Here is an 18563-nt window from a genome sequence, read left to right as displayed (position 1 = left end):
TGCGCGTGTCCGGCGGACAGCTTAGAGATCAGTAAGAGCTTGCCCGAAGGCAGTCCACCTCTCATCACCTCCCCTAAGGTCACTTTGTGCTCTTTGGAATGGTGTGTGCTCTCGGTGCCTCGGTCTGCTTCGGCACGGCCACCGTGCTCCAGGCGATGGCGGCACGGGCCGCGGACGCGGGCGGCGGTGACGGCGGGGGGACGGCGTTCGCGGTGACGCTGTTCCTGCGGGCCGTGCGGCAGTGGCGGTATCTGGCGGGGCTGGCCCTGGACGGGTTGGGGTTCCTGTTGCAGATCGCCGCGTTGCGGTCGGTCCCGATCTACGCGGTCGGCGCGGCGCTCGCGGCGAGTCTCGCGGTGACCGCGGTGGTGTCGGCGCGGCTGCTGAGGGTCCGGCTGAAGGGGCGTGAGTGGGGCGCGGTCGGGGTGGTGTGCGCGGGGATGGCGTTGCTGGGGATCGCGTCCGGGACGGAGGGCGACCGGGGCGGCCCTACGGCGTTGAAGTACGCGATGCTCGGGACCGCCCTGGCGGTGCTGGCGCTCGCCCTGTGGGGTGGGCGACTGCCGGACCGCGCGCGGGCGTTGGCGCTCGGGTTGGGTGCCGGCTTCGGGTTCGGGGTGGTCGAGGTGGCGGTGCGGCTGATCGACTCGCTCGCGCCGTCGGCACTGCCGGCCAACCCGGCGGCGTACGCGCTGCTCGTCGGCGGTGGCGCGGCGTTTCTCTCACTGACCTCGGCGCTGGAGCGGGGGTCGGTGACCACGGCGACCGCGGGGATGGTGATCGGGGAGACGATCGGGCCCGCGCTGGTGGGGGTGGTGTGGCTCGGGGACCGTACCCGGGAGGGGCTGGCGTGGGTGGCGGTGCTGGGTTTCGCGGTGGCCGTCGCGGGGGCGTTGGCCCTGGCCAGGTTCGGGGAGGCTCCGGCGCATTCCGCTCCGCAATCCCCGCTGCGAATTCCGTGAGGGCTACTTGAGTTACTGCCGGTACAGCTCGACAAGGTGAGCCATGCCGACCGAAATTCCGATAAAGAGTCACGATCCGGACAGCCGGAAAAAGCTTCGTTGAATATTTGAACGTGCTGTGAAGGCATTGCGTATACGACGGTGTGAGCAGTAATCCCGTCACCGTCACCGTGGCCTATCACGTGGTGCCGGGCCGTGAGGCCGACTTCCACTCGTGGGGGTGGGCCATGCTGGCCGCGAGTTCGCGGCAGCCGGGCTTCCTGGGGGGTGGCGTCCTTGTCGACCGAGAGGCGGAGTGGCATGTGGTCTATCGCTTCGCCAGCGAGGGAACGTCCCGGGCCTGGGAGGATTCGACCGCCCGGACCCAGTGGGAGGCCCGGGCGGTGGGCTTCGCCCGGCAGACGGAACGCAGGAGCGTGCGGGGCTCCAGGACGTGGTTCGACGCACAGACCGCCACACCGAAGCCGCCCGCCCCGCCGGCGAAATGGAAACTGTGGTTCGTGAACATGAGCGCGGTCTTTCCGCCGGTGCTCCTGTTCAATCTTATCGTTCTTCCTTATCTCGGCGGACTCAATCCGCTCGTCCGCACGCTGCTGTTGTGCCTGTGTGTGACGGCTCTCGTCACCTGGATTCTCATGCCCCGGCTTCAGCGTTTCTTCAGGAAATGGCTGTATCCACCGCTCCAGGCCCTTCGCGGCCGGCACAAAAGACGGACCGCATAGGTCCGGAACGAACCGAGGGAGGTGGGCGGGTGAAGACCCTGCTCATCGACAATTACGACTCGTACACGTACAACCTGTTCCAGCTCGTCGCCGAGGTCAACGGTGAGGAACCGGTCGTCGTCCTCAACGACGCGGCCGGCGGCCTTCCCGACTCCGGTCTCGGGGAATTCCTGGCGGGGTTCGACAATGTCGTCGTCTCGCCCGGGCCGGGGCACCCGGCCGAACCTCGGGACTTCGGACTCAGTACCGCCGTCCTCGCCGAGTCGGCGATCCCCGTGCTCGGCGTCTGTCTGGGGCACCAGGGCATCGCGCTCGGGGAGGGGGGCCGGGTCGGGGCCGCCCCGGAGCCGCGGCACGGCCATCTGTCAGTGGTCCGGCACGACGGACAGGACCTGTTCCGGGGGCTGCCGCAGGACTTCACCGCGGTCCGTTACCACTCGCTGGCCGTGACCGAGCCGCTCCCGGAGACGCTGGAGGCCACCGCCTGGGCCGAGGACGGGGTGCTGATGGGGCTCAGACACCGCAGCCGGCCGTTGTGGGGCGTGCAGTTCCATCCGGAGTCCGTGCTCACCGAGTACGGCCACCGCATGCTCGTGAACTTCCGCAACCTCACGGCGCAGCGGGCCCGCAGGCCGCGTACGAAGAACACCGCCGTGCCTGCGCCCGAGGCGGTGATCCCCCGGCCCGCGCGGGTCGTCCCGCGCCCCCGGCCGGCCGCCGCTCCCGCCTATCGGCTGCACACCCGGCGCATCGCCGGCGCGGTCGACACGGAGGCCGCCTTCACACGGATGCACGCGGCGTCGCGGCGGGCGTTCTGGCTGGACAGCGCGCTGGTCGAGGAGGGACGTGCGCGGTTCTCGTTCTTCGGGGACGACAGCGGCCCGCTCGCGGAGTTCGTCCGGTACGACGTCGAGAGCGGCCGGTGCGAGATCGAGCGGGCCGGGCGTCCGACGCGGAAGGTCGCGGCGAGCGTCTTCGACTATCTGAGGCGGCAGTTGACGAGCCGTCGGGTGGACGCCGGCGCCCTGCCCTTCGACTTCACCGGCGGCTATGTCGGCTACTTCGGCTACGAGACGAAGGCCGACTGCGGATCGCCGAACCGGCACACCTCCGAGGTCCCGGACGCCTGCTGGCTGTTCGCCGACCGGCTGATCGCCGTGGACCATCTGAAGAGGTTCACCTACGCGGTCTGTCTGGCCGAGGACACCCCGCAGGCCGCGCGGGAGGCCGAGGACTGGCTGGAGAGCGCGCTGGCCCAGTTGACCTTCGTCACCACCGAGCCGGACCGGACGGCGGCACCGGCGCTGTCGGCACCGACCAGGTCCGCCACGCCCACCGCGTCCACTGCGCGCACTGCGCCCACCGCCTCCGGTGCGCGCCCGGAACCCGACCTCGCCGCCGCCGAGCCCTGGCTGGTGCGGGACCGGGCGGCCTATCTCGCCGACATCGAGTCCTGCGGACGTGAGCTACGAGCGGGCACCAGCTACGAGGTCTGTCTGACGAACGCGGCCCGGTTACCCGCCCCGCCGGACGCGTACGCGTTCTACCGGGTGCTGCGCCGGGTCAACCCGGCTCCCTACGCGGCCTTCCTGCGGTTCGGGGACGTCGACGTGGCCGGTTCCTCGCCCGAGCGGTTCCTGCGGATCACCCGGGAGGGGGTCGCCGAGGCCCGGCCCATCAAGGGCACCGCGCCGCGCGGAAGCGGACCGGAGGAGGACGCCCGGCTGCGGGACGCGCTGGCGGCGGACGCCAAGACGCGCGCCGAGAACCTGATGATCGTCGACCTGCTCCGCAACGACCTGGGGCGAGTGTGCCGGACCGGGTCGGTGCGGGTGACCCGGCTGATGGCCACGGAGACGTACCCGACCGTGCACCAGCTCGTGTCCACCGTGGAGGGGCGGCTGCGGGAGGGGATCGACGCGGTGCAGTGCGTGCGGGCCTGCTTTCCGGGCGGTTCGATGACCGGGGCGCCGAAGCTGCGCACGATGGAGATCATCGACTCCCTGGAGACCGAGGCCCGCGGGGTCTACTCGGGCGCTCTCGGCTATCTGGGGTGCGGCGGGGGCGCGGATCTCAACATCGTGATCCGTACGGCGGTGTTCGCCGACGGGCTGATGCACCTGGGTGCCGGGGGCGCGATCGTCCTCGACTCCGATCCGGTCGCCGAGTACGACGAGATGCTGCTGAAGACGGCGGCCCAGATGAGCGCCCTGCACCTGCACACCGCGGAGCGGACGGCGCAGCAGCGGCGGCACGCGACGGTGCGCGCGGATGCCCTCGGGGGACAGACGGCCGCCACCGAGGAGCCGGTGCGATGACGACTGCGCAAAGTGTCCTGTCCCCGGCCGGCTTCGACGCCCCCGGCAATCTCGCCGCCCAGCTCGCCGATCTCGCCGAGCGCCGCGGTTGGACGGACCGGCCCGCCTTCCACCAGGGTCACCGGGCCTGGACCCACGGCGAGGTGCACGCGCTCGCGGCCCGGGCGGCCGGCGTGCTCTCCGGTCACGGTGTCGGGCCGGGCGACCGGGTGGTGCTGGCGTTGCCGGACGGGATCGCCTGGGTGACGGCCTTCCTCGCCGTGGCGCGTCTCGGGGCGGTGGCCGTGCTCGTCAATCCCGAACTCCCCACGGCCGACCACGCGTTCATGGCCGCGGACGCCGAAGCGGCGCTGTGTGTGACGGGGCCGGGTCTGGAGGACCGGTTCGCCGGGCGGTCCCGGCTCGGCGCCGACCAACTGCTCGCGCTCACCGCCTCCGCCGGGCCGGCGCCCGCCCACCCGGTCGACGCGCACGCGCCGTTGTACGTCCAGTACACGTCGGGCACCACGGGCCGTCCCAAGGGGGTCGTGCACACGCACGGCGACCCGAAGGCGTACCACGACCTGATCGGGCGGCGGCTGCTGCGGGTCACCGCGGACGACGTGACCCTGTCGGTGTCGAAGCTGTACTTCGCCTACGGCTTCGGCAACGCCTTCGTCTTCCCGCTGTTCTCCGGTTCCTCCGCCGTCCTGGTGGACCGCCGCCCGACCCCGGCCGCCGTCGACGAACTCGTCGTGCGGCACCGGGTGACGCTGCTCTACTCGGTGCCGTCCGCGTACGCCGCGCTGGTGGCCGACCGGGGCAGCGGGCACCAGACGTGCTTCGCCTCGGTGCGGGCCGCGGTCTCGGCCGGTGAGGGGCTGCCGGAGGAGCTGGGCAGGCGGGTCGGGGAACTGCTCGGCGCGCCGGTGCTGGAGCAGATCGGCTCCACCGAGGCAGGTCACGCCTTCTGCGCCAACGGCTTCGACCACAACCGCCCGGGCACCGTCGGCCGCCCCGTGCCCGGCTTCGAGGTGGAACTGCGCGACCACGCGGGCCACCCGGTCCCGGACGGCACGGAGGGCGAGCTGTGGGTGCGCGGCCCGACGGTGACCCCGGGCTATCTCAACCGGCCCGAGGAGACCGCGCGCGCCCTGGCCGGCGGCTGGCTGGCCACCCGTGACCGGGCGGTCGGCGAGCCGGACGGCAGCTACCGGCACCTGGGGCGCGCCGACGACATGGAGATGGTCGGCGGCATCACCGTCTCCCCGCTGGAGGTGGAGGCCGTACTGCGTACCCACCCGGCGGTGCGGGAGGTCGCGGTCGTGGCCGTCACCGACGGGAGCGGGGCCAGCCGGCTGCGCGCCTTCGTCGTCCCCGTCGCCCCGGTCCCCGACGGGAGCCTCCAGGAGGACCTCCTCCGGCTGGCGCGCGAGGAGTTGGCCGCCTTCAAGGTGCCGAGAAGCGTGAGCCTCGTCCCGTCGCTCCCCCGCACCCCGACCGGCAAGCTCCGTCGGCACCTGGTCCGCCGGGGCGCCTGGTGATCACCTGCCCGCCAGGGCGCCCAGTGATCGCCTGCCCGCCAGGGCGCCCGGTGCCCACGCGTCCGCAAGGGCGCCCGCACGCACACCCCACCAGCACAGCACAGGCACCGCAGAGAGGAACGGCCCCATGCGAGAACAGCAACCCCCCTTCATCGACCGGGGGTTCTACCTGGGCCCGGTGTTCCGCCGGGCGGCCGAGCGGCACGGCGCCGTCTTCGTCACCCTGGACCGGCCGCTGGACACCCACCCCGCCCTCGGTGTCGATCTGACGTACCCGGCGCTGGCTGAGGTCGTCGAGGAGCTGTCCGGGTGCCTGTGGGAGGCGGGGGTGCGGCCCTCGGAGCAGGTGGTCGTGCACAAGACGGACAACGTCGACATCGTCCTGCTGACCTGCGCGGTCTCCCGGATCGGCGCGGTTCCCGTGCTGCTCTCCCCCGGCCTGGCCGGTGAGGTGGTCGGCGAGCTGATCGAGCGGCTCAGGCAGCCGTGGCTGGTGACCGACCGGGCCAAGCTGGAGGGACCGCTGAAGGGGGTCGGGCTGCGGGTGCGCCAGGTGCTGTCCGTGGGTGCCGCGCCGGGGGCCGAGCCCCTGGAGCGGTACGCCGGTACCGAGCCCCCGACTCCCGTCCGCCTCCACCCCCGCGAACCCGCGCTGATCACCCACAGTTCGGGCACCACGGGCCTGCCCAAGCTCGCCGTGCACTGCGCGAACACCATGTGGAACCGGCTCGTGCCGCAGAAGGCGATGGGCTGGCCGACGCGCGGGGAGACCGCGGCGCTGCACATGTCGTTCGTGCACTCGCGCTTCTACCATCTGCTCGGCGTCCTGCTGCACTTCGGCAGCCCCCTGGTGCTGATCACCGATCCGGACCCGGCCGCGGTGGGACCGCTGTTCACCCGGCACCGGCCCGGCATCGTCGAGACGCACCCCAACACCTTCGTGCTGTGGGAGGAGTTGGCCGACGCGCCCGGTGCTCCACTGTCGCGGGTGCGGTCGTACGGCTCGACGTTCGACGCGATCCATCCGCGTACGGTCCGGCGGCTGCTGGACGCCTCGAAGCGCCGTTCGCCCTGGCTGATCCAGCTGTACGGGCAGAGCGAGACGGGGCCGGTGGCCTTCCAGTGGTTCACCCGGCGCAGTGCCGCACGTGCGGACGGGCGGCGGGTCGGGATCGGCATACCCGGCTTCACGCGCGTGCGGGTGACGGGCCCGGGCGGTGAGCGGGTCGCCGCCGGCACGCACGGCAGGATCGAGGCCCGTACCCGGGGGCGGATCCTCACCTATCTCGGCTCGCAGGACCGCTACGAACGGCAACTCCACGACGGCTGGTGGGAGATGGGCGACATGGGCTACCGCAGCCGGCTCGGCACCCTGCACCTGACCGACCGGGAGATCGACCGGATCGACTCCGTGCCCAGCAGTCTGGAGATCGAGGACGCCCTGATGGAACGCCTGGAGGAGCTGCGGGAGGTCGTCGTCGTGCCGGGTGCGGACCGGGAGCCGGTGCCGGTGGTGTGCGTGCGCGGGGACCGCCCGCTGGACCGGGGGCGCTGGCGGGAGGCGACGGCGGATCTGCCGGCGATGGCCGAGCCGCGGCAGTGGCGGTTCGAGGAGCTGCCGATGACGGCGACCTGGAAGGTGAAGCGGGTCGAGATCACCCGGATGCTGGCGGAGGGTGCGCGCGCGTGACACCGGTCGTGGTGGTCGGCGCCGGGCCCGTGGGCCTGTCGGCGGCGCTCGCGCTGCGGGCGCGCGGGCGGGAGGTGGTGCTGCTGGAGGCGGACCCCGAGGACCGTGAACGGCCCGGCAGCCGGGCCCTGTTCGTGCACCGCGAGACCCTCGCCCTGCTCGACGCGATGCGGCCGGGGCTGGCCGGCGAGATCACCGCGTACGGACAGACCTGGCGGACCCGCAGGACCCTGTACCGGGGGCGCGAGGTGTACTCCCGCACCTATCCGCCGAGGGAGGGCCCGCCGCCGTTCACCAGCCTGCGCCAGGTGGACACCGAGCGTTTCCTGCGGGCCGCGTGCGAGCGGGCGGGCGTGGAGTTCGTGTGGGACGCACGGGTGCTGGGTGTCCGCACGACGACGACCGGGGTGTGGCTGGGCTGCGCCGACGGCCGGGAGTGGAGCTGCGAGTACGCCGTCGCCGCCGACGGCGCCCGGTCCGCCGTGCGGGGCGCCCTGGGCATCGCCCTGGAGGGCGAGCGGGGCGCGGGTTTCCACGTGGTCGTCGACGTGGCCCACGGGCCCGGTCCCGAGCCGCCGCCCGAGCGGATCTTCCACTACGAGCATCCGGGGGTCGGTGGCCGCGGTGTGATGCGGGTGCCGTTCACCGGGGGCTTCCAGGTCGACCTCCAGTGCCGGGACGACGACCTGGAGGAGGAGTTCGGGACCGAGGAGGCCGTACGGCGCTGGCTGCCCGCGGTCGTGGGCGAGGGGTACGGGGAGCGGGTCCTGTGGGTGTCGACGTACCGCTTCGTGCGCAAGGTGGCCGCCTCGTTCACCGATCCGCACCGGCGAGTGCTGCTCGTCGGGGAGGCGGCGCACCTCTTCCCGCCCTTCGGGGCGCGCGGCATGAACAGCGGCATCGCGGACGCGGCGGCCGCCGCGGAGGCCGTCGCCGCCGGGACGGTCGAGGACTTCGCCGAGGTACGGCGGTCCGCGGCGCTGTTCAACAGTGCCGCCGCCGGTGCCGCGCTGGACCATCTGCGGCCCCGGCGCCGGATCGTACGGGCCCGTCAGCGGGCCGCGGCCGCGCTCGCGCCGGTGCTGCCGTGGTGCGGTGCGTGGCTGGAGCACGCCCCGTACGGGCCGCGGCACGGGGCGCCGGTGAACGCCGGCGGCAAGTACTGAGGGAGAAGGGAGGGGCTGTGACACGACCGGTCGTCGCGGAGGGGATGTCGGTGTGGTCACCGGCCCGGGGGCTGACCCCGGCTACGGAGGCGACGGCAGTGACGGCACCTCTCCTCGTCGCGGACTCGTGGCTGGTGCGGGACGGCAGGGTGCGCGGGCTGGAACGGCACCGGGAGCGGTTCCTACGGGCCTGCGGCGAGGTGGACGGCCCGCCGATGCGGCGGCTGCTGGAGTTCTGGCGGGACATGACCGACGCGCTGCCCCGCACCGGCGAGTGGTTCCCCCGCGTCGAACTCGCGCCCGGCGCGCAGGAGTTGCGGCTGCTGCTGCGGCACGCTCCCCCGCTCGGGACCGGCGTGCGGGTCTGGGCGGCCGGGCAGTCCGATCCTCGGACCGTGCCCCGCCGCAAGGGACCGGACCTCGCGGCCCTCGCCCGGGTGCGGGAGCGGGCAGGCGAGGCGGGCGCGGAGGAGGCGGTGCTGGTCGCGCCCTCCGGCTGCGTGCTGGAGGCGGCCACCGCAAGCGTGCTGTGGTGGGAGGACGACATCCTGTGCCTGCCGCCGCCCCGGCTGCCGGTCCTGCCCGGGGTGACCGTAGCCCTCGTCCAGGAACGGGCCCGGCGCGAGGGGATCCCCGTGGCCCACCGCGAGCGGACCGTGGCCGAGTTGGAGAGCCGCGAGGTGTGGCTGGTGAACGCGCTGCACGGAATCCGGCCGGTAACCGAATGGACTGGAGGGCCGTCGCGAGCGGCGCCGATGAAAAGAGCGCCGGTGGATAGAGCGCCGGCGAAAAGAGCGCCGGAATGGCGGACGCGGCTGGACGACGCCATGGAGCCGCTGCCGGAGAAATAGAGATACGAACGGACGGGTATCGGCGTGAAGTGCCGATACCCGCGTTCGGCGTTATTTCTTGGCCGGCTGATAACCCCCCGGAACCATCCGCGTGGCGATGGCGATCCGGTTGTACGCGTTGATGACGGTCGCCGCCCAGATCAGCGCGGCGACCTGTGTCTCGTCGAAGACCTCCGCGGCCTCGGCGTACACCGCGTCCGGCACCCGGCCGTCGTGCACCAGGGTGACGGCCTCGGTCAACGCCAGTGCGGCACGCTCGCGGGCGGTGAAGAAGGGGGTCTCCCGCCAGGCGTTCAGGGCGTACACGCGCTGCTCGGTCTCCCCGGCCGCGCGGGCGTCCTTGGTGTGCATGTCGATGCAGAAGGCGCAGCCGTTGATCTGCGAGGCGCGGATCCGGATCAGTTCGAGGAGTTCCGGTTCGACTTTGGCGTCCTGGGCCGCGGAAACGGCGGCGGCATGCAGGGAGCCCATCGCCGCGGAAACGTCGGGGGTGATTTTCTTCAGGGCCACACGGGATATGGGTGCACTGTTGTCCATACGGCGACTCTATCCGCGCGAATCAATTCGCGTGCCCTTGTTCGGGAATGACGAACAGTTCAGAGGAACCGTGTCATTCGGGCAGTACCGCGCACAGCGCCTCCAACGCTCCCGACCAGGCGTGGTCCGGTGGTGTCCCGTAGCCGACGACGAGCGCGTCGCGCCGCTCGACGACGGCCTCGGGGTGCTGGTAGCGGTGCAGCCCGTGGACCGCGAGGCCGTGCCAGGCCGCCGCCCGCAGCGCCTGCTGCTCGGTGCCCGGCGGGAGTCGCAGCACCACGTGCAGGCCGGCCGCGATGCCGGTGGCGTGGACGCGCGGGGCCCGCCGCGCGAGTTCGGCGACGAGGGCGTCACGGCGGCGCCGGTAGCGCAGCCGGGCGGCGCGCACATGACGGTCGTAGGCGCCGGAGGTCAGGAACTCGGCGAGGGTCAGCTGGTCGAGGGACCCGCAGGTGTCGATGGCGCCCTTGGCCGTCAGCACCTCCTCCATGAGGCCGGGCGGCAGGACCAGCCAGCCCAGTCGCAGGCCGGGGGCGAGGGACTTGCTGGCCGTGCCCGCGTGGACGACGTGGTCGGGATCCAGGCCCTGGAGGGCGCCGACCGGCTGGCGGTCGTAGCGGAACTCGCCGTCGTAGTCGTCCTCGACGACCAGGCCCCCGGTGCGTCGGGCCCACTCGACGACGGCCGAACGGCGGTCGCGGTGCAGGGTGCCGCCCATCGGGAACTGGTGGGCCGGGGTGAGCAGCACCGCGTCCTGGTCGGTCAACTCCCCCGGGTCCGTGCCCCGTTCGTCGAACGGCAGCGGCACGGTCCGCAGGCCGGCGGCCGCGAGCAGGTCCCAGTGCACGTCGAGGCCGTAGGACTCCACGGCGACCGTGCGGGCGCCCCGGGCCCGGAGCACCGCGCCGAGGAGGCGCAGGCCGTGCGAGATGCCGGCGCAGACGAGGATGCGGTCGGGGTCGGCGCGCACCCCGCGGGCGCGGGAGAGGTACTCGGCGAGGGCGGTGCGCAGTTCGACCCGGCCGCGCGGATCGCCGTAGTCGAGGGCCTGGTAGGGGGCGGTGGCGAGGGCGCGGCGGGCGGCCTTGAGCCATTCCGCGCGTGGGAAGGAGGCCAGGTCGGGGGTGCCGGGGGCGAGGTTGTGGGTGGGCCGCCCGGGTACGCGCGGACGGGGCGCGGCCCCGGCGACCCCAACGACCCCGGCAGCCCCGGCGACCCCGGCGGTCCCGGCGGGCGGGACGACCGTCCGGTCGGAGACACGGGTGCCCGAGCCCTGGCGGGCGGTGAGCCAACCCTCGGCGACCAGGTCGGCGTAGGCGTCGGCGACGGTGTTGCGGGCGACGCCCAGGTCGGCGGCGAGGGCGCGGGAGGAGGGCAGCCGGGTGCCGGGGGCGAGGCGGCCGGTGCGGACGGCCTCGCGCAGGGCGTCGGTGAGGCCCCGCCGGACGCCCCCTCCGCTGGGTTCCAGGTGCAGGTCGATGCCGAAAGTGGCCCAGGGTTTCGCCATGAAAGTGGACCATACTCCTGGGCTGCCCGCCTCCTAGGGTCGAGGCATGACCACAGAGGAAACCGTCCGGTACACCCCCGAGCACCCGCCCCGCCTGTCCTGGGCCCAGCACGCCCCCGAGGTCTACAAGGCGATGCTCCGCCTCGACACCGCCGCCCGCCGGGGTCTCGACCCGCGGCTGCTGGAGCTGGTGAAGATCCGTGCCTCGCAGCTCAACCACTGCGCGTTCTGCCTCGACATGCACTCCAAGGACGCCCTCGCGGCCGGTGAGAGCGTGGAGCGGATCATCCAGCTCGGCGCGTGGGAGGAGTCGCAGCACTTCTACACCGAGAAGGAGGTCGCGGCCCTCGCACTGACCGACGCCGTCACCGTCCTCACCGACGGCTTCGTGCCGGACGAGGTGTACGAGCAGGCCGCCAAGCACTTCGAGGAGGCCGAGTTGGCCCAGTTGATCGCCGCGATCACGGTGATCAACGCGTGGAACCGGTTCGGTGTGACGTGCCGTATGGTCCCGGGCCACTACGAGGCCGGGCAGCACCAGTGAGCCGTACGGACCTCCTCGACCGCGAGGTCGGCCGGGCCCTGTCCGCGCTCAGCGCCACCGCGAAACAAGGGCTCGGCGACGCGGCCCTCGCCGAACTCGTCGTCATCCGGGCCTCGCAGCTCAACCACTGCGCGTTCTGCCTGGACATGCACCTCGCGATCGCCCGCGAACACGGGGTGAGCGAGCAGCAGCTCGACCTGCTCGCCGCGTGGGAGGAGGCCGAGGGCGTCTTCGACGAGCGGGAGCGGGCTGCGCTCGCGCTGACGGAGGCGGTGACCGTGCTGACGGAGGGCTTCGTGCCGGACGACGTGTACGCCACCGCCGCCAAGTACTTCGACGAAGGCCGGCTGGCCCATCTCGTGGGCCTGATCGTCGCCATCAACAACTGGAACCGGGTGATGGTCGCCCGCCGGATTCCGCCGGGGGGTCACCGGCCGTGAGCAAGGTGGACGTCTTTCGCGCCCTGCACCGCAACCGGCTTCCGGGCGACCCCCTGGTCCTGCCCGGCCCCTGGGACGCGGTCAGCGCCCGGGTGTGCGAGGAGGCCGGGTTCCCGGCGCTCGCCACGCCCAGCGCCGGGATCGCGGCGGCGCTCGGCCACGAGGACGGGTCCACACCGGCCGACGAGATGTTCGCGGCGGTGGCGCGCGTCTGCGCGGCCGTGGACATCCCGGTGTCGGCGGATGTCGAGGGCGGGTACGGGCTCGAGCCGAAGGAACTGGTGGAGCGGCTGCTGGAGGCGGGGGCCGTGGGCTGCAACCTGGAGGACTCCGCGAACGGAACCCTCAAGGACCCGCACCGGCACGCCGACTGGCTCGCCGAGGTGCGGTACGCGGCCGGTGACCGGCTCTTCGTCAACGCCCGCGTGGACACGTTCTCCTACGGCGACGGTGATCCCGAACAGGCCATTCAGCGGGCCGCGCTGTACGTCGCCGCGGGTGCCGACTGCGTCTATCCGATCGGCGCCCCGGCGGACGTACTGCCGCTGCTGCGGTCCGGGATCCAGGGGCCGCTGAACGCGCTCGGGCGGCTGGACGGCGAGGGCCCCTCGCCCACCGAACTCGGTGAACTCGGGGCCACTCGCGTCACGTTCGGGCCGGGGCTCCAGCGGAGCGCGGCCCGGCAGCTGCGGGAGACCGCCAAGAGCCTCCGCGCATAGGGGCGTTCAGGACAGCCACGCCTTCCACGTGGACTCGTGGCTGTCCACCCACTTCTTCGCCGCGTCCTCCGGCGTCAGCTTCTGGTCGGCGATCATCAGGGAGACCTGGTTCTGGTCCTCGGTCGTCCACTTGAACTTCTTCAGGAAGGCCGCCGCCTTGCCGCCGGACTTGGCGAAGTCCGTGTTGAGGTACTTCTGGAGCGGTGTGTGCGGGTAGGCGCAGGCGACCTTCGCCGGGTCCGCGTCGCAGCCCTCCTTGTAGGGGGGCAGCTTCACCTCGGTCATCGGGACCTTCTCGAACAGCCACTGGGGGGCGTACCAGTAGGTCAGGAAGGGCTTCTTCTCCTTGGCGAACTGCCTGATCTGGGTGATCTGCGCGGCCTCCGAACCGGCGAACACCACCTGGTAGTCCAGGTCCAGGTTCTTCACCAGCGCCTTGTCGTTGGTGACGTAGGACGGGGAGCCGTCCATCAGCTGGCCCTTGCCGCCGCTCTCCGCAGTGCGCAGCTGCGAGGCGTACTTGTTGAGGTTCTTCCAGTTGGTGACGTCCGGGTGCTGCTTGGCGAAGTACGTCGGGACGTACCAGCCGATGTGCCCGGTCACGCCGAGTCCGCCGCCCGGCGTGATGGTCTTCTTGTCCTTGACGTACCGCTGTTCCTGCTCGGGGTGGCCCCAGTCCTCCAGGATGGCGTCGACCCGGCCCTGGCTGAGGGCGTCCCAGGCGGGCACCTCGTCGACCTGGACGGTGTCGACGCGGTAGCCGAACTTGTGCTCCAGGAGGTACTGGGCGACGGCCACGTTGGCCTGCGCGCCGACCCAGGACTGCACGGACAGGGTCACCGACTTGGCGCCCTGGGCGTTGGCGAAGGGCGAGGCCTGTTTGGTCATGTCGGCGGCACCGCAGCCCGTGAGGAGCAGCAGGGAGCTCGCGGCGGCGATCGTACGGAGTCGCATGTCAGGCTCCCTTCCTCGGGCGGCGTTCCGTCGGCTGGGTGACCCGGTCGAGCATCAGGCCGAGGCAGACGATGGCGGCGCCCGCGACCAGGCCGGTCGCCAGGTCGCCCTGGGCGAGGCCGAAGACGGTGTCGTAGCCGAGCGCGCCTCCGCCCACCAGACCGCCGATGACGACGACGGCGAGGACGAGGACCACGCCCTGGTTGACGGCGAGCAGCAGGGCGGGCCGGGCGAGCGGGAGCTGGACCTGGCGCAGCTGCTGCCAGCTGGTCGCGCCGAGCGAGCGCGAGGACTCCATGGCGGCGGGGTCGACCTGGCGCAGGCCCTGGGTGGTGATGCGGACGACGGCGGGCAGCGCGTAGACGACGGCCGCCGCGGCGGCGGGCGCGCGGCCCACGCCGAACAGGGCGACGACCGGGATCAGGTACACGAACTGCGGCATGGTCTGGAAGACGTCCAGGACGGGCCGCAGCAGGCGTTCGACGCGGTCGCTGCGGGCGGCCGCGACGGCGGTCGCGAAGCCCAGGACGAGGGTGACGGCGACGGCCGCGAGGACCTGCGACAGGGTGTCCAGCGCGGGCGTCCACACGCCGAGGACGCCGATCGCGGCCATGGCGAGGACCGCGGTGAGCGCGGTGCGCCAGGTGCCGATCAGCCAGGCGAGGGTGGCGACGATGAGCAGCACGGACCACCAGGGCAGGCCCTGGAGCCCGTCGCGGACCGGGTCGAGGACCCAGGTGGTGAAGTGGCCGGCCCAGTCGGCGGTGCCGCCGATAACGGGGACGCCGGAGTAGAGGTGGGCCGTCATCCAGTCGACGGCCCGGTTGACGGGTTCGGCGATGTTCAGGGTCCAGGCGTCGGGCCAGTCGAGGCGGGCAAGGAGCCGTCCGGCGACCGCCACGGCGACGGTCCCGGCGAGGGCGTACGCCCATCCGGCGCGCCCCCGTCCCTCGGTGCCGTCCGCGGTGCCCGCCGCGCCCGTCACCCGGTCGAGGACGACGGCCAGCAGCACGATCGGGATGCCGGCCGCGAGGGCGGCGCCCACGTCGACCGAGGCCAGCGCCTGGTAGACGCGGTCACCGAGGCCGGCGGCACCGATCACGGAGGCGATGACGGCCATCGAGAGGGCCATCATGATCGTCTGGTTGAGGCCGAGCATGAGCTCTTTGCGGGCCAGCGGGATCCGGGCGGTCAGCAGCCGCTGGCGGGCGGTGGTGCCGAGCGACTCGACCGCTTCCAGGACCTCCTTGTCCGCGCCCTGGAGGCCGAGCGCGGTGAGGCGGGCCATGGGCGGGGCGGCGTAGACGACGGTCGCGAGGACGGCGGCGGGCACGCCCATGCCGAAGACGAGGACCACCGGGAGGAGGTAGGCGTAGGCGGGCATGACCTGCATGGTGTCCAGGACCGGGCGCAGGATCTTGTCCATGCGGCGGGACAGTCCGGCGGCGAGCCCCAGCAGGACGCCGACGACGACCGAGGCGAGCACGGCGACGACCATCAGGGCGAGGGTCTGCATGGTGGGGACCCACATGCCGAGCAGACCGCAGGCGAGGAACGCGGCCGTCGTGCCCAGGGCCAGCTTGACGCCGGCGACGCGCCAGGCCACGAGGGCGCCGAGCGCGGTGACACCGGCCCAGCCCGCCCCGAGCAGGACGAGGTACACGGCGCGTACGGAGATCACGACCGCGTTGCTGACATAGCCGAAGCCGTAGAGGAACAGCGGGTGGCTGTCGCGGTTGTCGATGATCCAGTCACTCGCGCTGCCGAGCGGCTTGGTGAGGTCGACGGTGAGGGCGCTCGGCCAACTGCCGCTGGCCCAGCGGGCGTTGGCGAGGGGGACGAGGACGGCCGCGGCGAGGGCGATGAGCAGGAGCTTGTGGACCGCCCGGTGCTTGAGCAGACCGGTGGGCAGGGCGCGGGGCGTGGAGGCGGTGACGGTGGCCATCAGACGGCCTCCTTGCGAAGCTCCGTTCCGACAGCTCCCCCGCCCGGTTCCGTTCCGGCGACCACGCCGAGCAACCGCTCGTGGTCGACGGCGCCGAGGCAGCGGCCGTTCTCCACCACGCACGCCGGCCTGCCGCTGCCCGCGACGACCTTGATCGCCTCGGCGACCACGGAGTTCGGGGCCAGCGCGCCCGGGTGGGTGGGGCCCGCGCAGTCGCCCGGCTTCATGGCCCGGCGGACCGTCATGACCTGTTCGCGCGGCACGTCCCGGACGAACTCGCGGACATAGCCGTCGGCCGGGGAGCCGACGATCTCCTCCGGGGTGCCGAGCTGGACGACCTTGCCGTCGCGCATCAGGGCGATCCGGTCGCCGAGCTTGAGCGCCTCGCTCAGGTCGTGCGTGATGAAGACCATCGTGCGGCCCTCCTCGCGGTGCAGGCGCACGACTTCCTCCTGCATGTCCCGCCGGATCAGCGGGTCGAGCGCGCTGAACGGCTCGTCGAACAGGAGGACCTGCGGGTCCACCGCGAGCGCCCGCGCGAGGCCGACGCGCTGCTGCTGACCACCGGAGAGCTGGGAGGGCCTGCGCTGTTCCATGCCCTCCAGGCCCACCTTGGCGACGACCTCGGCGGCCCGCGCCCGGCGCTCGGCCTTGCCGACGCCCTGGATCTCCAGGCCGTAGGCCACGTTGTCGAGGACCGTGCGGTGCGGGAGGAGACCGAAGTGCTGGAAGACCATCGCGGCGCGGTGGCGGCGCAGCTCACGCAGCCGGGACTTGTCCATCGCGCGGACGTCCTCGCCGTCGATGCAGATCGTGCCGGCCGTCGGTTCGATGAGCCGGGTCAGACAGCGCACCAGCGTGGACTTGCCGGAGCCGGACAGGCCCATGACGACGAAGACCTCGCCCTTGCGGACGTCGAAGCTCACGTCGCGGACGGCGGCCGTGCAGCCCGTCTGCGCGCGCAGTTCGGCGGGGGCCAGGGCGGCCAGTTCGGCGTCCTCGGGGACGCGGTCCGCCCTGGGGCCGAAGACTTTCCACAGTCCGTCGACGGAGAACACGGGATTGTCCGTCGTCGGCGGCTTCTCCATGGTCGCGGTCGTACTCATCACGCACCACCTCCCAGCAGGTCCACGGCTTTCTCACCGACCATGAGCACCCCGATCATCGGGTTCACGGCGGTCATGGTCGGGAACACGGACGCGTCCGCGATACGGATGCCGTCCAGGCCGCGGATCCTCAACTCGGGGTCCACTACGGCCAGTTCGTCGTCGGTTGCACCCATGCGGCAGGTGCCCGCCGGGTGGTACACGGTGTGCGCGACCTTGCGGGCGTACTCGCTCAGCTCCTCGTCACCGGTGATGTCGGGGCCGGGGCACACCTCGCGCTTCAGCCAGTCGGCCAGCGGTTCGGTCGCCGCGATCTCCCGGGCGATCTTGATGCCGTCGACCAGGGTGCGGGCGTCGTAGTCGTCCTCGTCGGTGAAGTACCGGAAGTCCAGGGCGGGCTTGACCTCCGGGTCCGCGCTGGTCAGGTACAGGCGGCCGCGACTCTTGGGCTTGGGGATGTTCGGGGTCATCGAGACGCCGTACGCCGGGCGTTCGTAGCCGAGGCGCTCGGGGTTGTCGGTGAAGGGGACCTGGTAGAAGTGGAACATCAGGTCGGGGCCCGCGTGGTCGGGGTCGCGGCGCACGAACAGGCCCGCGTCGGAGTCCATCGCGGAGTTCTCCGGGATCGGGCCGTTCGTCTCCCAGACGATGACCGACTCGGGGTGGTCGAGGAGGTTCTCGCCGACGCCCGGCAGGTCGTGGACGACCGGGATGCCGAGGGCTTCGAGGTCCTTGCGGGGGCCGATGCCGGAGTGGAGCAGCAGACGGGGCGAGTCGACGGCGCCCGCGCACAGGACGACCTCGCGGCGGGCCCTGATCAGGGTCTCCTGGCCGTCCTTGGAGCGTATGTGCACGCCTTCCGCGCGGGTGCCGTCCAGCTCCAGCTTGTACGCCCAGGTCTCCAGCAGGATCGTGAGGCCCGGCCGCTCGTCCATCACCGGGTGCAGATACGCCACCGACGCCGAGGAGCGCTTGTTGTTCTCCGGGTGGTAGGCCAGGTCGAAGAAGCCGACGCCGTCGTCGAAGGGCTTCTTGTTGAAGCCCTCGACGCGGGGGACCTGGAGCGCCTTCTGGGCCGCGTCGACGAAGTCACGGGCGATCGCGTTCCGGTCCTTCTCGTCGACCGGGACGATGTTGTTCTTCAGCCGGGCGTAGTACGCCTCCATCGGGACCGCGCCCCAGCCCTTGGCGCCGGCCTCCTCCCACTCGTCCCAGTCGGAGGGCAGCGGCTTGAAGGCGATCAGGGTGTTGTGGGAGGAGCAGCCGCCGAGGACCCGGGCGCGGCTGTGCCGGATGTGGGAGTTGCCGCGCGGCTGCTCGGTGGTCGGGTAGTCGTAGTCGAGCTCGCCGCCGAGCAGGCCCATCCAGCGGCGCAGGGTGAGGACGTCGTCTCTGCCGACGTCGCTGGGGCCGCCCTCGATGACGGCGACGGTGACATCGGGGTTCTCGGTGAGGCGGGAGGCTATGACGGAACCTGCTGTTCCGCCGCCGATCACGACGTAGTCGTACTCCTGTTTGGACTCGGACATGGGGGTACTCCAGGGAAGTCTTGAGGCGAGGAGAGTGCGGAGAGGGGGGC

General features: G+C 72.3%; 16 protein-coding genes. 10 read left to right on the top strand and 6 right to left on the bottom strand.

What is annotated here, in order from left to right:
• The first annotated feature begins 98 nt into the window (after positions 1–98).
• From ABZ098_RS07785 to ABZ098_RS07755, 7 genes are all read left to right on the top strand, one after another.
• Positions 99–962 (top strand): hypothetical protein, encoded by an 864-nt coding sequence (locus tag ABZ098_RS07785; RefSeq protein ID WP_356588299.1) that lies wholly within the window; start codon positions 99–101, stop codon positions 960–962.
• A 143-nt stretch (positions 963–1105) separates the two neighbouring features.
• On the top strand, positions 1106–1684 hold the full coding sequence (locus tag ABZ098_RS07780; protein WP_356588297.1) for a hypothetical protein: 579 nt from the start codon (positions 1106–1108) through the stop codon (positions 1682–1684).
• 29 nt (positions 1685–1713) lie between these two features.
• Positions 1714–4002, top strand: coding sequence for an aminodeoxychorismate synthase component I (gene pabB, locus ABZ098_RS07775; protein ID WP_356588295.1), 2289 nt, complete (start codon positions 1714–1716; stop codon positions 4000–4002).
• Positions 3999–5525: an AMP-binding protein gene (locus ABZ098_RS07770; RefSeq protein ID WP_356588293.1), complete on the top strand. Its 1527-nt coding sequence runs from the start codon at positions 3999–4001 to the stop codon at positions 5523–5525. Before pabB ends, ABZ098_RS07770 begins: the two co-directional genes overlap by 4 nt.
• 127 nt (positions 5526–5652) lie before the next feature.
• Positions 5653–7215 (top strand): AMP-binding protein, encoded by a 1563-nt coding sequence (locus ABZ098_RS07765; protein WP_356588291.1) that lies wholly within the window; start codon positions 5653–5655, stop codon positions 7213–7215.
• A complete protein-coding gene (locus ABZ098_RS07760) occupies positions 7212–8381 on the top strand; it encodes an FAD-dependent oxidoreductase (RefSeq protein WP_356588289.1) in 1170 nt (389 codons plus the stop codon). The genes ABZ098_RS07765 and ABZ098_RS07760 overlap by 4 nt, the downstream gene beginning before the upstream one ends.
• Positions 8382–8398: 17 nt before the next feature.
• A complete protein-coding gene (locus ABZ098_RS07755) occupies positions 8399–9232 on the top strand; it encodes an aminotransferase class IV (protein WP_356588287.1) in 834 nt (277 codons plus the stop codon).
• Positions 9233–9283: 51 nt separating this feature from the next.
• Here the strand turns inward: ABZ098_RS07755 and ABZ098_RS07750 are convergent, their stop codons facing one another.
• Together ABZ098_RS07750 and ABZ098_RS07745 are read right to left on the bottom strand one after the other, a co-directional pair.
• Positions 9284–9769, bottom strand: a complete 486-nt coding sequence (locus tag ABZ098_RS07750; RefSeq protein ID WP_356588285.1) for a carboxymuconolactone decarboxylase family protein — start codon at positions 9767–9769, stop codon at positions 9284–9286.
• A gap of 73 nt (positions 9770–9842) precedes the next feature.
• Complete coding sequence (locus tag ABZ098_RS07745; protein WP_356588283.1) at positions 9843–11276, bottom strand: PLP-dependent aminotransferase family protein; 1434 nt, start codon at positions 11274–11276, stop codon at positions 9843–9845.
• Between the two features lie 46 nt (positions 11277–11322).
• Between ABZ098_RS07745 and ABZ098_RS07740 the strand changes: the two genes are divergently transcribed.
• Genes ABZ098_RS07740 through ABZ098_RS07730 form a run of 3 tightly spaced genes read left to right on the top strand, consistent with a single transcriptional unit; the run spans position 11323 to position 12979 of the window.
• The gene (locus ABZ098_RS07740) at positions 11323–11820 is read left to right on the top strand and encodes a carboxymuconolactone decarboxylase family protein (protein ID WP_356588281.1); all 498 of its coding nucleotides are present in this window, start codon (positions 11323–11325) and stop codon (positions 11818–11820) included.
• Positions 11817–12260, top strand: coding sequence for a carboxymuconolactone decarboxylase family protein (locus ABZ098_RS07735; RefSeq protein WP_356588279.1), 444 nt, complete (start codon positions 11817–11819; stop codon positions 12258–12260). The genes ABZ098_RS07740 and ABZ098_RS07735 overlap by 4 nt, the downstream gene beginning before the upstream one ends.
• A complete protein-coding gene (locus tag ABZ098_RS07730; RefSeq protein WP_356588277.1) occupies positions 12257–12979 on the top strand; it encodes an isocitrate lyase/phosphoenolpyruvate mutase family protein in 723 nt (240 codons plus the stop codon). Before ABZ098_RS07735 ends, ABZ098_RS07730 begins: the two co-directional genes overlap by 4 nt.
• 6 nt (positions 12980–12985) lie before the next feature.
• Here the strand turns inward: ABZ098_RS07730 and ABZ098_RS07725 are convergent, their stop codons facing one another.
• The 4 genes from ABZ098_RS07725 to ABZ098_RS07710 are packed head-to-tail and all read right to left on the bottom strand — an operon-like array spanning position 12986 to position 18513.
• A complete protein-coding gene (locus ABZ098_RS07725; RefSeq protein WP_356588275.1) occupies positions 12986–13933 on the bottom strand; it encodes an ABC transporter substrate-binding protein in 948 nt (315 codons plus the stop codon).
• A 1-nt stretch (position 13934) separates the two neighbouring features.
• The gene (locus tag ABZ098_RS07720) at positions 13935–15878 is read right to left on the bottom strand and encodes an ABC transporter permease subunit (RefSeq protein WP_356588273.1); all 1944 of its coding nucleotides are present in this window, start codon (positions 15876–15878) and stop codon (positions 13935–13937) included.
• Positions 15878–16984: a glycine betaine/L-proline ABC transporter ATP-binding protein gene (locus ABZ098_RS07715; protein ID WP_356588271.1), complete on the bottom strand. Its 1107-nt coding sequence runs from the start codon at positions 16982–16984 to the stop codon at positions 15878–15880. Before ABZ098_RS07715 ends, ABZ098_RS07720 begins: the two co-directional genes overlap by 1 nt.
• Entirely contained in the window at positions 16984–18513 is a 1530-nt protein-coding gene (locus tag ABZ098_RS07710; RefSeq protein WP_356588269.1) for a GMC oxidoreductase, read from the bottom strand. Before ABZ098_RS07710 ends, ABZ098_RS07715 begins: the two co-directional genes overlap by 1 nt.
• Positions 18514–18563: the final 50 nt, after the last annotated feature.

Origin of the sequence: Streptomyces sp. NPDC006335 (genome assembly GCF_040612795.1) — a bacterium.
In the GTDB taxonomy this organism is placed as follows: domain Bacteria; phylum Actinomycetota; class Actinomycetes; order Streptomycetales; family Streptomycetaceae; genus Streptomyces.
This window is presented reverse-complemented; position numbering and strand designations above follow the sequence as displayed.

Bases quoted from the DNA above. Each gene is read 5' to 3' on its own strand.
- ABZ098_RS07785 (WP_356588299.1), top strand. From the start codon at position 99: ATGGTGTGTGCTCTCGGTGCCTCGGTCTGCTTCGGCACGGCCACCGTG.
- ABZ098_RS07770 (WP_356588293.1), top strand. From the start codon at position 3,999: ATGACGACTGCGCAAAGTGTCCTGTCCCCGGCCGGCTTCGACGCCCCC.
- ABZ098_RS07765 (WP_356588291.1), top strand. From the start codon at position 5,653: ATGCGAGAACAGCAACCCCCCTTCATCGACCGGGGGTTCTACCTGGGC.
- ABZ098_RS07750 (WP_356588285.1), bottom strand. From the start codon at position 9,769: ATGGACAACAGTGCACCCATATCCCGTGTGGCCCTGAAGAAAATCACC.
- ABZ098_RS07745 (WP_356588283.1), bottom strand. From the start codon at position 11,276: ATGGCGAAACCCTGGGCCACTTTCGGCATCGACCTGCACCTGGAACCC.
- ABZ098_RS07740 (WP_356588281.1), top strand. From the start codon at position 11,323: ATGACCACAGAGGAAACCGTCCGGTACACCCCCGAGCACCCGCCCCGC.
- ABZ098_RS07725 (WP_356588275.1), bottom strand. From the start codon at position 13,933: ATGCGACTCCGTACGATCGCCGCCGCGAGCTCCCTGCTGCTCCTCACG.
- ABZ098_RS07720 (WP_356588273.1), bottom strand. From the start codon at position 15,878: ATGGCCACCGTCACCGCCTCCACGCCCCGCGCCCTGCCCACCGGTCTG.
- ABZ098_RS07715 (WP_356588271.1), bottom strand. From the start codon at position 16,984: ATGAGTACGACCGCGACCATGGAGAAGCCGCCGACGACGGACAATCCC.
- ABZ098_RS07710 (WP_356588269.1), bottom strand. From the start codon at position 18,513: ATGTCCGAGTCCAAACAGGAGTACGACTACGTCGTGATCGGCGGCGGA.